A 19,102-nucleotide genomic window follows, 5' to 3' on the forward strand; every position below is an offset into this window, starting at 1 on the left:
CCTCAGACGACCGCCGAGGCGACCCACCACGTCACGAACGCCTCGATGAACGCCGCGACGATGAAGACGGGGAGCAATCCGAGGAGGACGTAATACGCGCGGACGAGTTCGGTCGCGAACCCGTCGGCCGACGACCGACCGCGAACGTAGGACCACGCCACGCCGCCGAGGTGGAGGCCGAGCGCACCCGCGACGGACAGGCCGGGGATTTCGATGATTCCGTGGGGAAGGATGAGCGCGAGGGCGAACGTCGGGTCCGGGAGGAGGCCGATGACGGCACCGACCACCGCGCCGTTGAACAGGAGCGCGACGAGCGTCGGGACGCCGAACCCGAGACCGGCAAACGCCGCCGAGATGGCGACGAACCAGTTGTTCGCGGCCAGTTTGACGAACACGTCCAGCGGGAACGCCCCGAACACGTTGGTCGTCAGGTCGGGGCGAACGCTTTCGAGCGTGAACGGTCGCACGGCCGCCCACCCACCGAGACCACCGACCGCGAAGAGCGAGAGAGCGGCGAGAACGAGCAGGGGCTTGCGTGCGATGAACGCCCGCAGTTCGTTGATGCCCCGGCCGAACGCGCTGCGGACCGACCCCCGACCGTGGGGTACCGTTGCTTCCGAGTCGAGATACAGCGCCGTCTTGAGCACGGAAAGCGCGGGTAACACCCCGAAGAAGAGAAGGATGGCGGCGATCCGACTGATTCCGAGGAAACTCAATCCGGCGGCCACGGCACCGAACACGCCGAACGACGCGACCACGACGACGATGTAGCCCGCGACGCGGGCCTTGTGACGTCGGACGAACCCGCCGCTTCGCCGCAGTCCGCCGCGAACGTCGACGCCGTCGACGACGATTGCCTGCGGGACGAACAGGAACAGCAGATAGACGAGGAGGCAGGCAACGAAGAGCGCGACAGCGACCACCAACGTACCGAGAATGCTGACGATGGTGCCGGCGCTCAACACCGCGGCCTCCACGACGCCGAACGCGACGAAGACGAGGAGCACCGCGACTATCCGGGCTAACGAAAGCAGGACGAACGTGACGCCATCCGTTCTCGTTCCATCGACTCCGGCCGCAACCGCTCGTTCGGTCCGAAGCGTCGTCGGGAGGGGAACGGTGGCCACGTCGTGTCCGTCGTCCGCACCCGTGCTTGCGTTCCGCAGGGCCGCCGTCACGGCGTGTACTTGGGACGCGCCGACGAGGGCACGAGCGACGAACACGACGACGAGACTGCACAGGAAGGACGCGACGAGGAGGACGATAACTTCGGGCGTAAATGCGCCCATAATCGCGTCCCGCAGTCGCTCCACGGCGGCGGGGTTCGTCTCGACTCCGTTCAAATCCGTCCGTCGAAGCGCGGCGAACACGGCGTCGAGTCGTCCGGTCCCGGCGAGGAGCAGAAATGCCAGCGCGATTCCCACTATCGGGAACGTCTGTGCCATCAGGTTGATGCTCGCACCGGCGAGGAACAGCGGGAGGACCGACGCTGGGCGGCCGAGGAGGACTGCTCGTACCGACGAGCTAGCGTCGCTGAACTTCATACGGGGAACCTCTCACTCGAATTAGATATGTGTGGCGGTGGTGATTGGGGTGGGGGAAGGGTGTCGCGGCGGTTGTGAGCGTGGTACTGGTAGTGAACGTACTGATGGAACCGATTGTAACGACGGCGGTGATACGACCGACCGTTCCGATAGTAGCGATAGTACGAACGCTAACGGACTGGACGTAGGCTAGCGGTTCGTGTCGTACTCGATGGTCAGGAACTGCTGACCGAACACCCACATCTCGTGTTCCGCCTGAATGCCGTCGCCGTCGGGAGACACCCGGAAGCGCTGGTTCATCGGAAGGGAAACCGCGCCGAACGGCGTGCGAAGATACAACCCCTCGTCGCCCGTTTCCGTTTCGGTCGTCAGTTCGATGCCCGCGTTTCCGTTTTCGTTCCTCTGCCCGTTCGCACGTTCGTTTCTATCCGACGTGTCGAGCGTCCGAACGTGCAGGACGGTGCTCAAATTCGACCACGGCAGCGGGACGGCGATGTTGACGTAGCGAATCGCGTCCCTGACGTGACTGGCGTAGATGGCGACGAAGACGGCGGTCCCGGAATCGTCCGTTCGAATCCACGCCCGCGCCCCGTCCCGCGGGTCGTCCTCCGGGTCGATGGCGACGAGTTCGCTCGTGAGGGTTCCGCCGGACGACTGCCCCGGGCCGGGCAGATTGAGTTGTTCGATTCGGCTCGTGAGTCGGGCGGCGAGCGCCGCACCGACTCGAAAGCCGCGATGCCAGCGCACCCGATACGCGATGTCGTAGTCGGCGGTGTGTTCGTAGAACCGGCGGACTTCGGGATGCACGTCGTCGGGGTCGAAGTCGGGGCGGGCGAACTCCTCCATGTCGTCCATCTCACCCGGCAAGTTCACGCCGGTCGTAACGTCGTATCGTTGCAGGTAGTCCGAACCTACCTGCGTTCGGGCGACGAGCGGACTCAACGGAACGTCTCGTGTTCGGTGGAATACCGACCGGACGCGCTGGCCGACGACCACGAGGAGCACGAGAAACGCGACCACGAACGCGACGAGACGTCGGCGTGAACCGGCCGACCATACGGACATGGTATCGGATTAGTCACCTCGGTATTTCAATTCACTCCCGTCCTGTCTCGCGGTTATCGACCGCATAATAAAGTCATCTGAGGTATTTTATTGGTGATATGAGCACCTTTAGAATCGATTGGAAACGAACGGCACGCCGCGAAGCGGGACGGCCGGACGCGACCGAACAACAGGACGACGAGAAACCCCCGCGTCGGTCCTATTCGCTCCGTGCCCTGCTTCCGGGTCCCTACGTGCGCTACCCGAAGGAGTAAGCCGGGTCGGCTACTCGCCGTGCCAGTCCAACACCGTCGCCGCTCACGTGTACCCGGTTCCGGCGGCGAGGAAGCGGACGACGTCGCCCGATTCGACTAGTCTGTTCTCGATGCCGGCGTCCAGCGCGAGGAGTCGGTCCACGCTCTGGACGTGACCGAATTCGTCTAGGTAGTAGTTCGCCGTGCCATCCCGGTTCGTCATACCACCCATCCGGGTGTTACGAGCGGCAAGTACTGCTGGGTCGATATGTGAACTAATCCGAAACCGAGCGGTTCACATATCAACCGGGGATTTTTCCTCGCTACCGCCCGCGTTTCGATGTATGGCAGACGATGCGGCAGACGACGCGGTGACGCCGCCGACGTTCGACCTAGAAGAGGTACTGCTCGTCGAAGACGACCACTTCCGACCCGAAAACGTGGCTATCGTCACGGGTGCGGCCTCGGGAATCGGGCGAGCGACGACGTTCGCGCTCGCCGCGAACGACCTCACGGTGGTCGGGACGGACGTGGACGAGGGCGGATTAGCCGAGACGACCGACCGCGCCGAGGAGTTGGGACTCGCCGAGGACATCGAAACGGTCGCGGCAGACCTCACGGACGAGGAGGAAATCGACCGAATCGTCTCGCACGCGGCAGACGCAGGCACGGTGAAATTCCTCGTCAACGTCGCCGGACTCCAGCACATCGACCCCGTCGACGAGTTCCCGGCCGAGCAGTTCGATCTGCTCCACGACGTGATGGTTCGCGCACCGTTCCTGCTGGCGAAAGCCTGCCTCCCCCACATGCGGGAGAGCGACGACGGAACGGGTTGCATCGGGAACATGGCGTCCGTTCACGGCCACTACACGACCTCGGATAAGGTCGCCTATAACGTCTCGAAGTTCGGCCTTCGCGGCCTCACGCAGTCGATCGCGGCGGAGGGTGATGGCGACGTTCGCGCCTTCTCGGTCAGCACCGGTTACGTGAAGACGCCGCTCGTGACGAACCAGATACCTGACACCGCCGAACAGCGCGGTATTTCGGTCGACGAAGTCGTCGAAGACGTGATGCTCGGACAGGCGCGCACGAAGGAGATGATGACGCCACAGGACGTGGCGAACCTGTTCGTCTTCGGCTTCTCCAAACACGCGAAACATCTGAACGGCGGCGACCTGCTGTTCGACGGCGGCATGACGCTGACCTACGACTGAACGCTCCCATCGACGACGCGCAACTCACAAAAAACCGATACCGCGACGATTTATCGGGCGATTCTCCAGCGACGGTTCTTCGGTGTTCGTCCCGCTTAGCCCCATAGCCAGTCCGAGAACCACACCGCGAGGCCGAGGAATATCGACGCGATTCCAATCGGTTGAAACGGCGGAACGACCATCATGACGACGCCGGCGGCGATCAGGATTATCGCCAGCTCTTCTTCGGCGTACTCCTCGGCGAATTTGACGAACAACGACCGGTTGTCTTCCCGTTCTTCGGAAGTCGTTCTCTGTTCGGTTTCTTCTGTTGCCATATCTGTATTCCTCCGATCGTTTTGCCAGCTCGAGGTCGTCTTCCGTGTCCGTGTCACGGTCGAACTTCTGAGCATGACGAGGCAGGTTCGGATGGGGCCGAGATAGCGCAAACCGTCGTCGTCAGTTTGCGCCATGCTTCGTGCCCTTCCCTCTGGACGGAGGCGTCGTCGTTACTTACCGCCGTTGTTGGTTCACGAAATCAGATGCTATCTGACTCGGTCATCCCTTCGTTACTTTCCTTCGATAACTGTCGATTCCAACGAGGAACGGAGTATGCTCTGATACCGATTTTTGCCCGATGTGTTCGATTCGGCTACCTTCCCGATGTACGTACTTTTCGTCGGTGACGTGGCCGGAAGTCACCGCTACAAAGGCAGTAGTCGTCGGAGGTGTCGATGAACGGGCAGTCGTACTGCTCCGTGTCCATCGTGAGGTCTATCATTATCGTTCGCTCTGTTACCGAGGAACAGACGTAAAACGATTTAAGATAGTTTCCTTATCGCTCGTTGCTAGCTGATTTTCCTCTGACGAGGGTAAGGAAAAAGGCGGAGACTCCGGCGTTCATGGACCGGTTGTGTTCTCCTCGTTTCGCCGCAGATACTGAAAGACGAGTGCGAACGCCAGTCCACCGAAAGCACCCGTAATCGCCGGAACGACTGGACCCTCACCGAAGACGAATTCACCGAGTACGCCCCATATTACCGCCCACATCACGACTATTATGGTCGAGTAGACCCACGGATTTTCGAGGTTGATCATATCCATGACCAAAATTAATTTTCCACTGATATATTTGTGTTGGAAATATTGGTCGCTCACAGATTTTCTTTCGTAGCTATCGAATCTCCCGTCCGACCGGGCGGGACGACGGTTCTGTCGTTGCCGCACGAATAGGGTCACCAAGCGTACCGACCGGTTTCTCCGCCACAAACCTCACAGTGGAACACGACTTCGCCGTCCCTCTCTTCGGGGACTGCCGGCGTCCGCTCCTCACACGACGGGCACGTTCGGCGGAGGTCCATCGGTTCGTCGTCCCGCGGCGCACCGAGCGCGAGGACGGCGAGTCGGTCGTTCCCGCCGTTCCTCCCCTGTTGCCATTCGCCCGGTGCGAACCGTATCAGTTCCCCCGTGCCGACTTCGACATCCCCCTCCTCGGTTTCGAACGTCGCCGTCCCCGAGAGGACGTAAAACACCTCCTCCTGTTCGAGGTGGCGGTGATAGCAATTGCCGATGTGTTTGCCGGGAGCACGTTCGAAGTAGTTGATAGCGAGGCCGTCCGTCTCGAGGTCCCCTGCCAGCGGTTGAAATACGCGAGCGCCCTTGTCGGATTTCTCGATTGCGACTTTCTTCATCCCGTGTGCGTTCGTGATGGTGTAGATAAGCGCTTTCCCGCGCGTCGAAAGTGTCGCCGAACCACCGACCCGCGTCGCCGCTGTACTTTTACCCGTGCCCGTTGCCCACATGACACATGACGACCACAGCAGAACTCGCGGAGTTCGTCGCGGAAACGACCTACGACGACCTCTCGGAGGACACGGTGGACGAACTCGAAAAGCGGGTACTCGATTCGGTCGGAATCGCCGTCGGTGCCATGGGTGAAGAACCCGCGGAGGCGGTACGGGAGACAGTCGAGGAGATGGGCAAGGGGGACTGCACCCTGTGGGGTGGCGGCAGCGCCTCCCCGCCGGATGCGACGATGCTGAACACGGCCTACGTCCGCTACCTCGACTACATGGACTCGTTTCTCGCGCCCGGCGAAACGCCGCATCCGAGCGACAATATCGCCGCCACAATCGTCTGCGGGGAGTACGAAGACAGTACGGGGAAGGATTTCCTCACGGCCATCGCCATCGCCTACGAGGTGCAGGCGGAACTGGCGTGGAACGCGCCGGTTCGGAACAGGGGGTGGGACCACGTCACCCACACCGTCATCTCGGCGACGGCGGGCGCGTCGAAACTCCTCGGTTTGGACCGCGAGGAGACGCGTTCGGCCATCGGCATCGCGGGAACCGCGCACAACGCCCTCCGTGTGACCCGAACCGAGGGGATTTCGGAGTGGAAGGGACTCGCGTCCGCGAACGCCGCCCGAAACGCCGTCTACTCGGCGATGCTGGCGAAAAACGGCGTCGAGGGACCGAAGAACCTCTTCGAGGGACAAAAGGGGTGGAAACAGATAGTCTCCGGCGAGTTCGACGTCGATCTGTCGCCCGGAGAGCGCGTTCACGACGTGATGACGAAACGGTACGTCGCCGAGACGTACGCCCAGTCGGCCGTCGAGGGAATCATCGAGTTGGCGGAGCGCGAGGACATCGACCCCGGCCGCGTGGACTCGATTCACCTCGACACGTTCGCGGGCGCGAAACTCATCATCGGCGGCGGCGAGGGGTCGCGCTACGAGGTGGAGACGAAGGCACAGGCAGACCACTCCCTTCCGTACATGCTCGCCGTCTCGCTCATCGACCGCGAGATGACGAACGCACAGTACGACCCGGAGCGAATCCGGCAGGACGACGTGCAGCAACTCCTCCGAACCGTCGAAGTGGAGGAGGACGAGGAGCTCACGGAGCGTTTCGAGACGGGCGAGATGCCCGCCACCATCGACGTGGTGATGGACGACGGCACGACGTACCACGTCGAGAAGGACGATTTCGCGGGTCATCCGAACAACTCCATGTCGTGGGAGCAGGTCGAATCGAAGTTCGAGCGGATGACCGACCGACGATACGACGAGGAGCGACAGGGGGACATCATCGAGGTGGTATGCGGACTCGAAAACCGCGACGTTACCGACATCGTTCGATTACTCGACTGACGGCGATGTATCAGTCTCCCACTACTCGGGGGGTATGGTGACAATGGATAGCATATAACTGGGATGACAGTCCAATCATACCGATATATCAGCGACATGTTCCGGTTGGTCGGCCGTGCTTTATGCGGTAAGCCCGCTCAGCATATTTGGACCGAAAGGCCTGAATTCGGGCGCTTCGAGCGGTTTATCGTGATTATACCTCGTCGTCGTGGATACTCACCGAGTAACGGACGATGGGGTCGATAGAACAGTCCCCTCCATTGAAATACAGTTGTGGCGACACGAGAAAGTGGACGATGAACACACGACGACGTGTCGGTGTCGTCCATGGTAGATACAATGAAAAAAGGATTCAGAGTTCTCATCGCAATGAGTCTGGTCGCCAGTCTCTTCGTGATGGGCTTCGCCGGAAACGCAGCCGCAACAGATCGACATCACAAGAAAATGAATGGCGACACCAACGTACAGTACAGCGAACAGCACGCGTGGTCTGGAGTGCACCAGGACCAGTACGTCGCTCAGGGCAACGCCAACCACCAGGACGACAATTACGCGGTTTCGGCCTCGGCAGCCTGGAACGGTGGCGAAGCCGAATCCGGTGACGCGTACGCCGTCCAGTACAGCGAGCAGGAAAACAACAACGCACAGGCTGCTTGGTCGAACGCCGAGAACGACAACGAGCAAGAGCAAGAAGACTGACGACGCACGTCGGCCTTCGCGCTTAGAGGGTTATCCCTTGAACCATTCAGATTCGATTTTTTCTGTACCAAACGACGAGTGACGACGCCACGTTCGACGTGGATTCGGTCACCGTCGGAACGCCGAACGAACTGGAACCAGATCCGAAACTGAAACTCGTTTCGATACCGAGACTATCCCGTTCAATCGCCGTTATTGACCTGTTTCAGGGGGACGCGACTCGTCTCCGAACGTCCATCGAACGTGCCGCATAACCGTCGTTATCCCACGACGGGCGGCCGAATAACAAAGAACGAGGGGCGCGTCACCGTTTCCGACCAGTCATGAGTGTCCGACCTTCGTCGCCGAATTCTCGAACGGCCGTGGGCGTTCTCCTCGTCCTCTCGTTCAGCGTGTTCGGTGTCTTTGCGGGCGGGACAGCGAGCGCAACCGACACACGAGTTGGGGACACCCGGACCGCCGCGTGTCCTACCGATGCCACTGAAACACACGGCGTTTCGTGGCATCTTCAACGCTATGGCGCTGGCTGTCACGGAAACGACTACGTTCGATTCCCGGAAGGCGAACAGATAGACCACGTCGGCGAGCCACCGTGGGTTCCGCTGTAGCGAGCCGGGGTTGAACGACCCATTCAGTGGCTTTCGTGTTCGAGTTCTATCGTGCGATTGCGGTCTTTTCCCGAGTTCGCGCTTGGTTCGAATTCGGTATCCGATTCGGGCGACAGACAGCCCCTGCAGTACGCGTTCTCACCCCAGTCGAGCGTCCTGAGCGGGACGCCGAACGCCACTTGCTGTTTCGCGTATCGTCGTCGTTGTCCGTTTTCGGCCGGTTTCCGACAGCAGTCACAGCAAACCCCCTCGTCTGTTTCGATGGGACGCGTGTCCGTGCGGTGTTTCGTCCCGAATGCCGTGGGCGAGTAGGCGACCCGTCCGCGGGAGAACGCCCACGCCATTCCCAGCAGGGTTAATCCCCACGCAACCGTCCCGTCGTCGATTCCGAAGTACGTTTCCGGGCCGATGAACGAGACGGCGAGGACGGCCATCGTCGTGAGCAAGAAGATGTCGTCGAAGCTCATCGACCGCAGTTCCGATGCGAGGGATGGTGGCGAGCCCATCTATATTCGTTTTCCAACTGTTCTCCTTCAACGTTTGGCGAACGCATCTTCTATTGGTAAACTGTCATCCACTACGTCGCCCAACTCCTTTTGTATCTGTTCGTCGTACCCTGTCCGGGGGTTTCATGACCGACAGAGCATTCGACTTTCTGCACGTCAACGAACGCGAATCGAAACCGCGCGACAAAGGGATTACCGAGATGCGCGGGCCGTACTACGACCCGATGGGACCGCGCGAACTACAGGACATCCTCGACACGATGGGCGAGTACGTGGACATCTACAAGTTTTCGGGCGGGTCGTTCGCCCTGATGCCAGAGGACGCGGTGGAGGAACTCATCGACATCTGCCACGACCACGACGTTCAGGTTTCGACGGGTGGCTTCATCGAGAACGTCCTCGTCCGCGACAACGACAAGGTAGAACAGTACATCGAGGAGGCCGGGAATCTCGGCTTCGACATCGTCGAAATCTCGTCGGGGTTCATCGCCATCGACACCGACGACCTCGTGGAACTGACCCGACTCGTTCAGGACCACGGCCTGAAGGCCAAGCCGGAAATCAACGTCCAGTTCGGCGCTGGCGGGGCCTCCTCCGTCGAGGAGTTGGAGAGCGAGGCGGCCATCGACCCCGCGAGCGCGATTCGGGAAGCGGAGCGTCACCTCGACGCCGGGGCGTACAAAATCATGGTCGAATCCGAGGGCATCACGGAGCGCGTCCGCGATTGGCGGACCGACGTGGCCTTCGAAATCGCGAACGAAGTCGGCATCGAGAACTGCGTGTTCGAGGCCGCCGACCCGCAGGTGTTCGAGTGGTACATCAAGAACTTCGGACCCGATGTGAACCTGTTCGTGGACAACTCCCAAATCGTGGAGTTGGAGTGCATGCGTTCGGGTCTGTGGGGCAAGAAGAGTTCGTGGGGCCGCGTGGTGTCGTACAACGAGGGAGGGTAGACCGCCCGTCAGGTACCCCATCAGTCCGCCAGTCGATATTTACCGCCGCGCGCCGACACGAACGATATGGAGTACGAGACGATTCACGGGGAAGAAATTCCGAAAATCGGCCTCGGGACGTGGCGAATGGAGGGTGCGACCTGCCGCGATGCGGTCGAAACCGCACTCGACCTCGGCTATCGACACATCGACACCGCGCAGGCTTACGGCAACGAACGACAGGTCGGCCAAGCCATCCAACACTCCGATGTGGACCGCGAGGAGATTTTCTTGACGACGAAGGTGTGGCCGATGCACCGCAAACGCGCCGATATCGTGAACTCCGTCCACGAGAGTTTGGCGCAGTTGGGCACCGACTACGTCGATTTACTCCTCATCCACTGGCCGAACCCGCTCGCCTCGACGGGCGAGGTGATGCGGACGCTCTCGGACGTGCAGACTGACGGGTTGACACGCCATATCGGCGTGAGCAACTTCGATGCGGAGCAGTTGGAAACGGCACAGAAGGAGGCGACGGTGGACGTGTTCACCGATCAAGTGCAGTTCCACCCGTTCAACCCGCAGGAGGAGTTGCTCGACTACTGCCAGCGAAACGACGTGCTGTTGACGGCCTACAGCCCATTAGCCCACGGCGGAGCCATGCGCGACCACATCCTCACCGAACTCGGGAACAAGTACGACAAATCCCCGGCACAGGTCGCGCTTCGATGGGTGACACAGCAGGACGACGTGGTGACGATTCCGAAGTCCACGAGCGCGGACCATCTGGCGCAGAACCTCGAAATCTTCGACTTCGAACTGACGGAAACGGAGATGTCCCTCGTGGGCCGTCCGTCGCGGCTTCAAACCGGAATCTCGATGCTTCGCGGTCGGTTGGGTCGGTAGACGGCTGCTTTCCCGTTTCACTTCAATCGTCGCGCAGTTCCTCCACGATGGCCGACCCGACACGGCGAACGTTCTCCAGCGTGACGTCGAAGGTTTCGGCTTGCACGCCGTCGTCGAGGCTCTTTCGAATCGACTGTCCGTCGTAGGGTCGGTCGAAGTTGACGACGCCGCGGACGCTCAGATATCTGTCCAACAGTCCGAACCGGTCGAGTGCGGTCGCGGTTCCCATCTCCTCCATTTCGGTCGTCGCGTAGGTTCCGGCGTCGTACCGGTCCACGAGCCATTGTGCCTGCTCGGCGACGGTTTCGCCGTGCCAGAACTCGTCGCCACAGAGCGTCGTTCCGACGTCCACGCTCGGTTTTTCCCGCGCCGTGGCCTGCGAATAGCGATTTCGGTACTCGTCCGTCGCGTCGGAATCGAGGAGTTCGACGGACTCGGCGGCACGGCGAGCGTCCGCCACGAGCCCCTCGTTCAGATGATAGACGTAATCGTAGGGGCGATAGGAGAGCAGTTCGAGCGGCATCTCCCGGTTCCCGTCTTCCTCCCGCTCCCCGTCGCGTTCCGACCAGCGATGTTTCCGGTCCCAATCGACGATGCTGTCCGCGACGAACACCGACCCGAGCGTTCCCACGTCCGGTGGTGCGCCCGCGACGCCGACCGTGACGAAGTACGCTCCCGAGCAGTCGATTTTCGATGTGGCGAGGATGGCCGTCACGGTGGCAGCGGCGTCCGCCTTCCCCATTCCCGTGGACGTGATTCCGATTCCGTCGTCGGTGTGATAGACGGGCATGTTCGCGCCCGGTATCGACATCGAACTCTCGAACTCGTAGCTCTCGCGCCACAGTTCGAACTCGTCCGGTAAGTCCTTCTCCACCTCGAAGTCGTCCGCCGCGAAGGCCGGAAGCAAGAGGACGTCGAGGGCCATCGGCTCCGTCGTACCAGTCATCCGAGAACTCGTTCGACGGCGTTCGTATAGGTGATTTCGGTCGGACCACCCGTCGACACGATTTCGACGCGGGTTCGCGCTTACCGCACCGGTATCTCGACCAACGTCATGCCGTCGCTTTCGACCGCATCGGTCAGCGCCGCGTCGATTTCGTCCCACGTCTCGGCCCGCGTGGCGTCGATGCCGAAGCTTTCGGCGAACGTCACGAAGTCGGGGTTCGTCAGGCCGGTCCCGAAGTGTTCGCCGAACTCCTCCTCCTGTTCCTCGGTGATGAGCCTGTACTCGTCGTCGTTGAAGACGATGATGGTGTACTCACACCCGAGTCGGGTCGCGGTGTCGATTTCGGCCGCGTTCATCAGGAACCCGCCGTCTCCGGTGGCGACGACGACGTTGGAATCGACGGCGAGGTCGGCGGCGAGGCCGCCCGGTACGCCGATTCCCATGCTCGCCAGTCCATTAGAGATGATGACCGTGTTCGGTTCGTACGTCGGGAAGTTCCGCGCGATGGCCATCTTGTGACTGCCCACGTCGGAGACGAGGACGTCGTCGTCGGCCATCGCTCCTCGGAGGAACGGAAGGACGTTCTTCACCGTCACCGGGTCGTCCTCCTCGGGGTACCGTGCCGTCTGCTCCGCGATGGCCTCGCGCTGGTCGCAGTACCATCCGGCAGGGCAGGCAACGTCTAATCGCGCCCGGAGCGCGTCGAGTCCGGCGGAGAGGTCACAGACGAGTTCCACGTTCGGGTTGTAGTGTTCGTACACCTCGGCGGGTTCGGAATCGAGGTGAACGATGTCCTTGTCGCGGTCCGGATTCCAGTTCTCGGGGTCGTGTTCGGCGATGTCGTATCCGAGCGTCAGTACGCAGTCCGCCTGTGCGATGGCGTCCGCGGCCTCCCCGTTTTCGCCCGAATCGAGCGTGAACAACGAGTGTTCGTTGGCGTCCGAGAGCGCACCCTTGCCCATGTACGTTCCCACGACCGGAATCGCGGTTTCGGAGACGAATTCACGGAGACCCTCCGCCGCCCGCTCCCGAACCGCGCCGTTCCCGGCGATGACGAGCGGTCTGTCCGCCGCCTGGAGGAGTTCCGTTGCGTGTTCGACCGACTGTTCGTCCGGGTCGGGTCGCCGGATTCGTCGGGTGGATCTGAGCGGTTTCGCGCTGGTCTCTTCTGCTGCGACGTCCTCCGGGAATTCGAGGTGCGTCGCGCCGGGTTTCTCGTACTCCGCGAGTTTGAACGCCTTGCGGACCGACTCGTTGATGGTCTCGGGGTCGGTCATCTGCGTGTTCCACTTCGTGACCGACCGATACGTGTGGAGTATGTCGAGGAGTTGGTGGCTCTCCTTGTGCTGTCGTTCCAGACCCGCTTGTCCGGTGATGGCGACGACGGGACTCTTGTCCACGTGGGCGTCCGCAACCCCCGTCAGAAGGTTCGTCGCGCCCGGTCCGAGTGTCGAGAGACAGACACCCGCACGTCCGGTCACGCGTCCGTGTACGTCCGCCATGAACGCCGCGCCCTGCTCGTGCCGGACGGGGATGAACTCGATGTCCGAATCGCGGAGGGAGAACAGCACGTCGCCCAACTCCTCGCCCGGCAGACCGAACACGTACTCGACCCCTTCCTGTTCCAGACAGTCCACCAGCAAGTCGGATGCTTTCATCGGTCGAAATACGGTGAAGAACGATTAGTGCCTGTCGGCGGTTCCACAGCCCACCGGCTTCACGCTGTCCATGGCGAGGAGGCGACACCCGCTTCCCGTCTCGGCCTCGAGGAGCAGGGTTCGGTCGGTGGAACACAGTTCGAGGTCACAGCTACAGACCTTGAGCACGGTGTCCCCGTCGCCGTCGCCGTCCACGTCCCTGACGTTCACGCGACACGGCCGTGCGAATCGTCCGTCCGTTTTCGAGAGCAGGTCGTCGATGTCCGCACAGGAGACGTGCTTCCATCTCGGGTTTCGATACTTCTGGCAGTTCCGCGTTTCGAACATCGGCGGGGCCGGCGACGGCACCAACCGGATGCTCTCTGGTTTCACGTTCGGCCATCCGACGTAGATGGTGACGAGTCGGTTCTTCCGCGCGTGTATCGGGTTCGGGCAACAGCCGGGTTTCACGTCCATCCAACAGGTCTTACAACACTCCTGCGCGCCGTCCCGTGCGCTCGCCGCTCCGGCGAGCGACGGAACGCCAAAAGCTACCCCCGCGGCGGCGAAGGCTCCTCGTTTGAGGACGTCTCGTCGGGTTCGTGTGTGTCGTTTCGATTCCATGCGAGTCGCTCCGAGATGGTCGTGCGACATGTTACCATTTTTGTCGGTTTCGTGGAGATGTCCCCTTTTCCCATCGTTTTCGCGGTTCGACGAAGGTCCATACCGACGACGGGATTTATCCTCGTTCGGCCCGTGATACGGGTGAACGGGGGTTTCCGATGAGTCAACAGGAAGGGGATGTAGGGCGGTCGGATTCAGAGGGTGTACAGGAGGGCGAGACGCAAGCGGGAAGCGATATTGCGTCGCCACAACAGGACCGATTGGACCGTAAAGCGCGGCGGCGTGAGCGTGCGGCGGAGGTCGAACGCGAGACGGAACCGGAGAGCGAGCGTATCCACCTCAAGGTGTTTCGCTACGACCCGGAGGTTCCGGAAAAACGAAAGCCGCGCTTCGACCACTTCTACGTCCCCGCCACGCGAGGGCTGACGGTCCTCGACGCGCTCATCTACGCCCGCGACCACTTCGATACGACGCTCACGTTCCGCCACTCCTGCCGGCAGGCCATCTGCGGGAGCGACGCCGTGTTCATCAACGGGTCACAGCGACTCGCCTGCCAAACGCAGGTGTCGGAACTCGACAGTCCGGTGCAGGTCGAACCGCTTCCGCATCAGGACGTCGTCAAGGACCTCGTGGTCGATATGGAACACTTCTACGACCAGATGGCGGCCGTCGAACCGTACCTCCAGACGGACGAGAAACCGGACGATGACCTCGAAGAACAACGTCAGAGCCGCGAGAACCGGGAGGAAATCAAGATGTCCACGCGCTGTATCTGGTGTGGTGCGTGCATGTCCTCGTGTAACATCGCGGCGGAGGACAACCAGTACCTCGGCCCGGCGGCCATCAACATGGCCTATCGATTCGCCATGGACGAGCGCGAAGGCGAGTCCATGACGGACCATCGACTGAATCAGATGGACCAAGAACACGGCGTCTGGCGCTGCCAGACGCAGTTCTCCTGTACGAACGTCTGTCCGAAGGACATCCCGCTGACACAGCACATTCAGGAACTCAAGCGGGAAGCGGTGAAGAAAAATCTCTCCTTCTGGTGACCTGAAACTCCTCTCTTTTCGCAGAACAGTTCACGTCGTACACAAATCAGGTCATAGATGGGACCCGAGTCGCCCCGCAAATAATGACAGACGACCGAAACGAATTACTCCCTCGCTCCCGACCATTGTATGATGGCAGCGCTTACCACATCATTGGCGCTCACCGTCCTGATGGGTGGGTTCCTCCTCGTCGTCCTGTACTTCATTCTACAGGTCGAGGACTGGCGGTCGTACACACCCACGGGTGGGGGGGTGGGTCGAGGTGAAGAGCAGCGGTCCGTCTACGAGCAAAAGCCCTCGGGGGTTCTTCGGTGGCTGACGACCGTCGACCACAAGGACATCGGGATACTGTACGGCGTATTCTCGATGGTCGCGTTCGTTTGGGCCGGTATCGGCGTGCTGTTGATGCGAATCGAATTGCTCTCTCCGGACACGCTATTCCTGCAGGCACAGGCGTACAACGCCCTGCTGACGACACACGGCATCAGCATGCTGTTCCTGTTCGCCACGCCGATGATAGCGGCGTTCGCGAACTACTTCATTCCGCTGCTCATCGGCGCGGACGACATGGCGTTCCCGCGCGTGAACGCCATCGCCTTCTGGCTGTTGCCGCCCGCCGCAATCCTCATCTGGATCGGCTTCCCGCTCGGGGCTATCGGGTCGGGAATCCAGCCTGCACAGACGAGTTGGACGATGTACACGCCGCTTTCCGCCCAGCAACCGAGTCCGGCGACCGACTTGATGCTTCTCGGACTCCACCTTTCGGGCATCAGTACCACGATGGCGGCGATAAACTTCATCGCGACCATCTTCACCGAACGCGGCCCGAACATCGGGTGGGAGAACCTCGACATGTTCTCGTGGACGGTCCTCACGCAGGCGGGGCTCATCCTGTTCGCCTTTCCGATGCTCGGCAGTGCGCTCATCATGCTCCTGTTGGACCGGAACTTCGGGACGACGTTCTTCTCCCCACAGGGGGGTGGAAGCCCGATTCTGTGGCAACACCTGTTCTGGTTCTTCGGCCACCCCGAGGTGTACATCATCGTCCTCCCGCCGATGGGGCTGGTCAGCCTCATCCTCCCGCGCTTCGCGGGACGGAAACTGTTCGGGTTCAAGTTCGTCGTGTATTCGACGCTCGCAATCGGTGTGCTCTCGTTCGGCGTCTGGGCCCACCACATGTTCGCCACCGGCATCGACCCGCGTATCCGCCTCAGCTTCATGGCGGTGTCGTTAGCCATCGCGGTGCCGAGCGCCGTCAAGGTCTTCAACTGGATTACGACGATGTGGAACGGGAACATACGCTTAACCGCACCCATGCTGTTCTGTATCGGCTTCGTTCAGAACTTCATCATCGGCGGTATTACGGGCGTCTTCTTGGCCGCGATTCCGGTGGACCTCGTGCTCCACGACACCTACTACGTCGTCGGCCACTTCCACTTCCTCGTGATGGGTGCCATCGCCGTCGCGCTGTTCGCGGCGGTGTACTACTGGTTCCCCATCGTCACCGGACGGATGTACCAGAAAACCCTCGCTCACTGGCACTTTTGGCTCACGATGATCGGGACGAACGTGACGTTCTTCGCCATGTTGTTCCTCGGCTACGGCGGCATGCCGCGCCGGTATGCGACCTACCTTCCGCAGTTCACGACCTGGCATCAGGTGGCGACCCTCGGGGCGCTCATCCTCGGATTGGGCCAACTCATCTTCGTCTGGAACATCGTCCAGTCGTGGCTCGAAGGTCCGGCGGTCGAGAGCGGCGACCCGTGGGCGTTGGAGGAGGAGGGCATGCTTTCGCCCGAATGGGCGTGGTTCGAGAAGCGACGCGAAACCGCACTCGCCGACGGTGGCGATGGCGACGGATTGACCGACGGCGGTACGGAGGAAGCGGGAGGCGATACCTGATGTCGTACTCCCCGTTCGACCGCGAGACCATGCTCGACATCGTGGTGAACATCGTCCCGATGCTCATCCTCCTGTTCTTCATCGTCTTGGCCTTCGTCTGGACGCCGTGGCACGGAGAACCGCTTATCTCCGCGATGGCGCACCTCTTGACCATCATCCCGTTCGTCCTGCTCGGACTGTTGACGTGGATAGCAGCACGGTACGTCGGGTAGGCGAGACGACGTTCCCGCCTTACCGTTCGATGAGTTCGGTGAGTACGGCACAGAGCACTGCACCCGCCATTACGATAGCGAGGAATCCGAACGTGGCGGCGAATCCCGCCGCATCGGAGAGGACGCCGACGACAGCGGGGGCGAGCGCGCCGACACCCATCAGGAGGGTACGCACCAACCCGAGGCCGCCGCCGGTCACGTCGTCGGGAATCGTCTCCGCGAGGTACGTGCCACGAATGGGGCGGAATCCGTGACTTCCGACGCCGAACGCGACGACGATACCGCCGAACACGACCGGACTCGCCGTCCCGACCATCGAGAGCGCCCCGAGCGCACCCGCCGCGACGGTGAGGACGGCGATGGCGAGTGGAAGTCGTCCGATGCGGTCCGACAGGTCGCCGGTGACGACCTGCACTAAACTCACGGCAAACAGCGCGCTGTAGACGAACGACGCGTTCGACTCCGACAGACCGTGGTCAGTGAGATAGAGGGGGAGGAACGCGACGACGCCGTTGTACGCGAAACTGAAACAAAACGTCGCGCCAACGAACGCCGAAAGTCGGCGGCTTCGAAAGAGCGCGAGATACTGCCGAAGCGCGAGCAACTCCGTCGAATCGTCGCCGTCGTCCGCGGAGTTCGGCGTCCGTCGTGGAACGAACGCGAGGACGCCGCCGGCGAGCGCGAACCCCATCACCGTTCCGACGAGAAAGAGGAGGTGCCAGTTTCCCACGTCGGTTACGAGGACGACGGCGGCCGGCGCGGCCACGCCGCCGAACGCGCCGAGAGTGTCGAACAGGCCGAGCGCTCGTCCCGTTCTCGTGGGGTACACCCGCGACAGCAACCTGATGGAGACGGTCTTGTGGATGCCCGTCCCGAGGCCGACGAGGAGCATTCCACCGACGAGTACCGTCAACGGCGCGCTGATTCCGAGAATTAGTGCACCCCCGCCCGCGATTACGGCACCGGCAGCGATCACCTGTACCGCGCCGAACCGGTCGGCGAGGACCCCGCTCGGAAACTGCATGAGCGAATAACAGAGCATCGTGACCGTGAATATCGTTCCGAGGAAGGCGTTCGAGACGCCGAACTGGGTCCGAAAGGTGGGAAACAACGCCGGAAGCGCGTACCGGAGGAACTTCGCGAGAAACCAGAGCGCGGCCGTCAGCAGGAGCGTGTCGTACTTCGACATCCGCGGGAAATCGCTCCGAACTCGGGTTCTCATTCGAATGTTGGTCCTCGATGTACCGAGAAAAAACGGAGGGAACCGGCGAAGTTCGACCCCGAGTCGTTCACAATAGTTATAACTTTATAATTGTCATTTACTGCCGTGTCCCCGGATTCGAACCCCTCCGACGTGTTGAATAAAATCGACCGTACCCACTTCGGGGCGTTACTGCTGGTCGTCGGCCTCGCCGTCGCCGGCTACGGCGTCTACGACTACACCCAGCAATCCGACGCCGTTGCGGAAGCGGTGACGGTAAACGCCACTATCACCGATACGGGTATCGAACGCATCTCGAGGCGTCGTAGTAGCCCTGACTACGAACCCACGGTCACGTTCGATTACCGCTATCGCGGCGAGTCCTACACGGCACACGACATTTACCCCGCTGCTATCACTCCGAGCTACGATACGAAATCGAAGGCTCGGTCGGTCATCGACGGATACGAGACGGGAGACACGGTGACGGCATACGTCGTCCCTTCCTCCCCCGGAAACGGGTTCCTCGAAGACAGAACGACGAACGAACCGCTGAAGTTCGTGTTTCTCGCCGGTGGCGCATTGATTCTCATCGGCGGTACACACGTCGTGAAGGGACTCGGAGGGACCTAATCCGGGCGGAGAGTGTCACGGACGGCGCGAAGTCCACGTTTCCGTCTCCGTCCAGACG

The 19,102-nt window shown here is 61.4% G+C and carries 21 protein-coding genes and 1 pseudogene; 11 read left to right on the forward strand and 11 right to left on the reverse strand.

Annotation, left to right across the window (positions count from 1 at the left end; translation table 11 throughout):
• Positions 1-2: 2 nt before the first annotated feature.
• On the reverse strand, positions 3-1,544 hold the full coding sequence (locus tag AC1XDK_RS19110) for a stage II sporulation protein M (RefSeq protein WP_483351558.1): 1,542 nt from the start codon (positions 1,542-1,544) through the stop codon (positions 3-5).
• Positions 1,545-1,733: 189 nt separating this feature from the next.
• Positions 1,734-2,609, reverse strand: a complete 876-nt coding sequence (locus AC1XDK_RS19115) for a hypothetical protein (protein ID WP_483351559.1) — start codon at positions 2,607-2,609, stop codon at positions 1,734-1,736.
• A 98-nt stretch (positions 2,610-2,707) separates the two neighbouring features.
• On the opposite strand from AC1XDK_RS19115, the gene AC1XDK_RS19120 reads away from it, so the two are divergent.
• Entirely contained in the window at positions 2,708-2,863 is a 156-nt protein-coding gene (locus AC1XDK_RS19120; protein ID WP_483351560.1) for a hypothetical protein, read from the forward strand.
• 43 nt (positions 2,864-2,906) lie between these two features.
• Here AC1XDK_RS19120 and AC1XDK_RS19125 read toward each other — a convergent pair.
• Positions 2,907-3,047, reverse strand: a pseudogene (locus AC1XDK_RS19125) (3-oxoacyl-[acyl-carrier-protein] synthase III C-terminal domain-containing protein); the annotation flags it as partial.
• Between the two features lie 139 nt (positions 3,048-3,186).
• Between AC1XDK_RS19125 and AC1XDK_RS19130 the strand changes: the two are divergent.
• Complete coding sequence (locus AC1XDK_RS19130) at positions 3,187-4,056, forward strand: SDR family oxidoreductase (RefSeq protein ID WP_483351561.1); 870 nt, start codon at positions 3,187-3,189, stop codon at positions 4,054-4,056.
• 95 nt (positions 4,057-4,151) lie between these two features.
• Here AC1XDK_RS19130 and AC1XDK_RS19135 read toward each other — a convergent pair whose 3' ends face one another.
• The 3 genes from AC1XDK_RS19135 to AC1XDK_RS19145 form a co-directional block, all read right to left on the reverse strand.
• The gene (locus AC1XDK_RS19135) at positions 4,152-4,373 is read right to left on the reverse strand and encodes a hypothetical protein (RefSeq protein WP_483351562.1); all 222 of its coding nucleotides are present in this window, start codon (positions 4,371-4,373) and stop codon (positions 4,152-4,154) included.
• Positions 4,374-4,935: 562 nt separating this feature from the next.
• Positions 4,936-5,139: a hypothetical protein gene (locus AC1XDK_RS19140; RefSeq protein WP_483351563.1), complete on the reverse strand. Its 204-nt coding sequence runs from the start codon at positions 5,137-5,139 to the stop codon at positions 4,936-4,938.
• A gap of 131 nt (positions 5,140-5,270) precedes the next feature.
• Positions 5,271-5,726 (reverse strand): cupin domain-containing protein, encoded by a 456-nt coding sequence (locus AC1XDK_RS19145; RefSeq protein WP_483351650.1) that lies wholly within the window; start codon positions 5,724-5,726, stop codon positions 5,271-5,273.
• A 116-nt stretch (positions 5,727-5,842) separates the two neighbouring features.
• Between AC1XDK_RS19145 and AC1XDK_RS19150 the strand changes: the two genes are divergently transcribed.
• The 3 genes from AC1XDK_RS19150 (at position 5,843) to AC1XDK_RS19160 (ending at position 8,493) form a co-directional block, all read left to right on the forward strand.
• On the forward strand, positions 5,843-7,186 hold the full coding sequence (locus AC1XDK_RS19150; protein ID WP_483351564.1) for an MmgE/PrpD family protein: 1,344 nt from the start codon (positions 5,843-5,845) through the stop codon (positions 7,184-7,186).
• Positions 7,187-7,555: 369 nt separating this feature from the next.
• Positions 7,556-7,885 carry a hypothetical protein gene (locus AC1XDK_RS19155; protein ID WP_483351565.1) on the forward strand — a complete coding sequence of 110 codons (330 nt, stop codon included), beginning with the start codon at positions 7,556-7,558 and terminating at the stop codon, positions 7,883-7,885.
• A 323-nt stretch (positions 7,886-8,208) separates the two neighbouring features.
• The gene (locus AC1XDK_RS19160; protein ID WP_483351566.1) at positions 8,209-8,493 is read left to right on the forward strand and encodes a hypothetical protein; all 285 of its coding nucleotides are present in this window, start codon (positions 8,209-8,211) and stop codon (positions 8,491-8,493) included.
• Between the two features lie 23 nt (positions 8,494-8,516).
• On the opposite strand, the gene AC1XDK_RS19165 is transcribed toward AC1XDK_RS19160, so the two are convergent.
• The gene (locus tag AC1XDK_RS19165) at positions 8,517-8,999 is read right to left on the reverse strand and encodes a DUF8108 domain-containing protein (protein ID WP_483351567.1); all 483 of its coding nucleotides are present in this window, start codon (positions 8,997-8,999) and stop codon (positions 8,517-8,519) included.
• A 125-nt stretch (positions 9,000-9,124) separates the two neighbouring features.
• Here AC1XDK_RS19165 and AC1XDK_RS19170 point away from each other — a divergent pair, with 125 nt between their 5' ends.
• Together AC1XDK_RS19170 and AC1XDK_RS19175 are read left to right on the forward strand one after the other, a co-directional pair.
• A complete protein-coding gene (locus AC1XDK_RS19170; protein ID WP_483351568.1) occupies positions 9,125-9,952 on the forward strand; it encodes a phosphosulfolactate synthase in 828 nt (275 codons plus the stop codon).
• A 66-nt stretch (positions 9,953-10,018) separates the two neighbouring features.
• Positions 10,019-10,837 (forward strand): aldo/keto reductase, encoded by an 819-nt coding sequence (locus tag AC1XDK_RS19175; protein ID WP_483351569.1) that lies wholly within the window; start codon positions 10,019-10,021, stop codon positions 10,835-10,837.
• Positions 10,838-10,859: 22 nt separating this feature from the next.
• On the opposite strand, the gene AC1XDK_RS19180 is transcribed toward AC1XDK_RS19175, so the two are convergent.
• The 3 genes from AC1XDK_RS19180 to AC1XDK_RS19190 all read right to left on the reverse strand — a co-directional run bounded on the left by AC1XDK_RS19180 (position 10,860) and on the right by AC1XDK_RS19190 (position 14,044).
• Complete coding sequence (locus AC1XDK_RS19180) at positions 10,860-11,783, reverse strand: phosphorylase family protein (RefSeq protein ID WP_483351570.1); 924 nt, start codon at positions 11,781-11,783, stop codon at positions 10,860-10,862.
• 80 nt (positions 11,784-11,863) lie between these two features.
• Positions 11,864-13,441, reverse strand: a complete 1,578-nt coding sequence (locus tag AC1XDK_RS19185; RefSeq protein ID WP_483351571.1) for an acetolactate synthase large subunit — start codon at positions 13,439-13,441, stop codon at positions 11,864-11,866.
• A 24-nt stretch (positions 13,442-13,465) separates the two neighbouring features.
• On the reverse strand, positions 13,466-14,044 hold the full coding sequence (locus AC1XDK_RS19190) for a twin-arginine translocation signal domain-containing protein (RefSeq protein WP_483351572.1): 579 nt from the start codon (positions 14,042-14,044) through the stop codon (positions 13,466-13,468).
• 158 nt (positions 14,045-14,202) lie between these two features.
• Between AC1XDK_RS19190 and AC1XDK_RS19195 the strand changes: the two genes are divergently transcribed.
• The 3 genes from AC1XDK_RS19195 to AC1XDK_RS19205 all read left to right on the forward strand — a co-directional run bounded on the left by AC1XDK_RS19195 (position 14,203) and on the right by AC1XDK_RS19205 (position 17,210).
• Positions 14,203-15,096 (forward strand): succinate dehydrogenase/fumarate reductase iron-sulfur subunit, encoded by an 894-nt coding sequence (locus AC1XDK_RS19195; protein ID WP_483351573.1) that lies wholly within the window; start codon positions 14,203-14,205, stop codon positions 15,094-15,096.
• 171 nt (positions 15,097-15,267) lie between these two features.
• Positions 15,268-16,998 carry a cytochrome c oxidase subunit I gene (gene ctaD / locus AC1XDK_RS19200; protein WP_483351651.1) on the forward strand — a complete coding sequence of 577 codons (1,731 nt, stop codon included), beginning with the start codon at positions 15,268-15,270 and terminating at the stop codon, positions 16,996-16,998.
• Positions 16,998-17,210, forward strand: a complete 213-nt coding sequence (locus tag AC1XDK_RS19205) for a DUF6684 family protein (protein ID WP_231186965.1) — start codon at positions 16,998-17,000, stop codon at positions 17,208-17,210. Before ctaD ends, AC1XDK_RS19205 begins: the two co-directional genes overlap by 1 nt.
• 19 nt (positions 17,211-17,229) lie before the next feature.
• Here the strand turns inward: AC1XDK_RS19205 and AC1XDK_RS19210 are convergent, their stop codons facing one another.
• Positions 17,230-18,432 carry an MFS transporter gene (locus tag AC1XDK_RS19210; protein WP_483351574.1) on the reverse strand — a complete coding sequence of 401 codons (1,203 nt, stop codon included), beginning with the start codon at positions 18,430-18,432 and terminating at the stop codon, positions 17,230-17,232.
• A 105-nt stretch (positions 18,433-18,537) separates the two neighbouring features.
• Here AC1XDK_RS19210 and AC1XDK_RS19215 point away from each other — a divergent pair, with 105 nt between their 5' ends.
• The gene (locus AC1XDK_RS19215) at positions 18,538-19,044 is read left to right on the forward strand and encodes a DUF3592 domain-containing protein (RefSeq protein ID WP_483351575.1); all 507 of its coding nucleotides are present in this window, start codon (positions 18,538-18,540) and stop codon (positions 19,042-19,044) included.
• Positions 19,045-19,102: the final 58 nt, after the last annotated feature.

Source organism: Haladaptatus sp. HS23 (assembly GCF_056892285.1).

What these genes read in the sequence shown, in the direction of transcription:
- AC1XDK_RS19210 (WP_483351574.1), bottom strand. Translation starts at nt 18,432, where the DNA reads ATGAGAACCCGAGTTCGGAGCGATTTCCCGCGGATGTCGAAGTACGAC.
- AC1XDK_RS19195 (WP_483351573.1), top strand. Translation starts at nt 14,203, where the DNA reads ATGAGTCAACAGGAAGGGGATGTAGGGCGGTCGGATTCAGAGGGTGTA.
- AC1XDK_RS19165 (WP_483351567.1), bottom strand. Translation starts at nt 8,999, where the DNA reads ATGGGCTCGCCACCATCCCTCGCATCGGAACTGCGGTCGATGAGCTTC.
- AC1XDK_RS19190 (WP_483351572.1), bottom strand. Translation starts at nt 14,044, where the DNA reads ATGGAATCGAAACGACACACACGAACCCGACGAGACGTCCTCAAACGA.
- ctaD (WP_483351651.1), top strand. Translation starts at nt 15,268, where the DNA reads ATGGGTGGGTTCCTCCTCGTCGTCCTGTACTTCATTCTACAGGTCGAG.
- AC1XDK_RS19145 (WP_483351650.1), bottom strand. Translation starts at nt 5,726, where the DNA reads ATGAAGAAAGTCGCAATCGAGAAATCCGACAAGGGCGCTCGCGTATTT.
- AC1XDK_RS19160 (WP_483351566.1), top strand. Translation starts at nt 8,209, where the DNA reads ATGAGTGTCCGACCTTCGTCGCCGAATTCTCGAACGGCCGTGGGCGTT.
- AC1XDK_RS19135 (WP_483351562.1), bottom strand. Translation starts at nt 4,373, where the DNA reads ATGGCAACAGAAGAAACCGAACAGAGAACGACTTCCGAAGAACGGGAA.
- AC1XDK_RS19205 (WP_231186965.1), top strand. Translation starts at nt 16,998, where the DNA reads ATGTCGTACTCCCCGTTCGACCGCGAGACCATGCTCGACATCGTGGTG.
- AC1XDK_RS19180 (WP_483351570.1), bottom strand. Translation starts at nt 11,783, where the DNA reads ATGACTGGTACGACGGAGCCGATGGCCCTCGACGTCCTCTTGCTTCCG.
- AC1XDK_RS19140 (WP_483351563.1), bottom strand. Translation starts at nt 5,139, where the DNA reads ATGGATATGATCAACCTCGAAAATCCGTGGGTCTACTCGACCATAATA.
- AC1XDK_RS19175 (WP_483351569.1), top strand. Translation starts at nt 10,019, where the DNA reads ATGGAGTACGAGACGATTCACGGGGAAGAAATTCCGAAAATCGGCCTC.
- AC1XDK_RS19120 (WP_483351560.1), top strand. Translation starts at nt 2,708, where the DNA reads ATGAGCACCTTTAGAATCGATTGGAAACGAACGGCACGCCGCGAAGCG.
- AC1XDK_RS19115 (WP_483351559.1), bottom strand. Translation starts at nt 2,609, where the DNA reads ATGTCCGTATGGTCGGCCGGTTCACGCCGACGTCTCGTCGCGTTCGTG.
- AC1XDK_RS19150 (WP_483351564.1), top strand. Translation starts at nt 5,843, where the DNA reads ATGACGACCACAGCAGAACTCGCGGAGTTCGTCGCGGAAACGACCTAC.
- AC1XDK_RS19155 (WP_483351565.1), top strand. Translation starts at nt 7,556, where the DNA reads ATGAGTCTGGTCGCCAGTCTCTTCGTGATGGGCTTCGCCGGAAACGCA.
- AC1XDK_RS19110 (WP_483351558.1), bottom strand. Translation starts at nt 1,544, where the DNA reads ATGAAGTTCAGCGACGCTAGCTCGTCGGTACGAGCAGTCCTCCTCGGC.
- AC1XDK_RS19170 (WP_483351568.1), top strand. Translation starts at nt 9,125, where the DNA reads ATGACCGACAGAGCATTCGACTTTCTGCACGTCAACGAACGCGAATCG.
- AC1XDK_RS19185 (WP_483351571.1), bottom strand. Translation starts at nt 13,441, where the DNA reads ATGAAAGCATCCGACTTGCTGGTGGACTGTCTGGAACAGGAAGGGGTC.
- AC1XDK_RS19130 (WP_483351561.1), top strand. Translation starts at nt 3,187, where the DNA reads ATGGCAGACGATGCGGCAGACGACGCGGTGACGCCGCCGACGTTCGAC.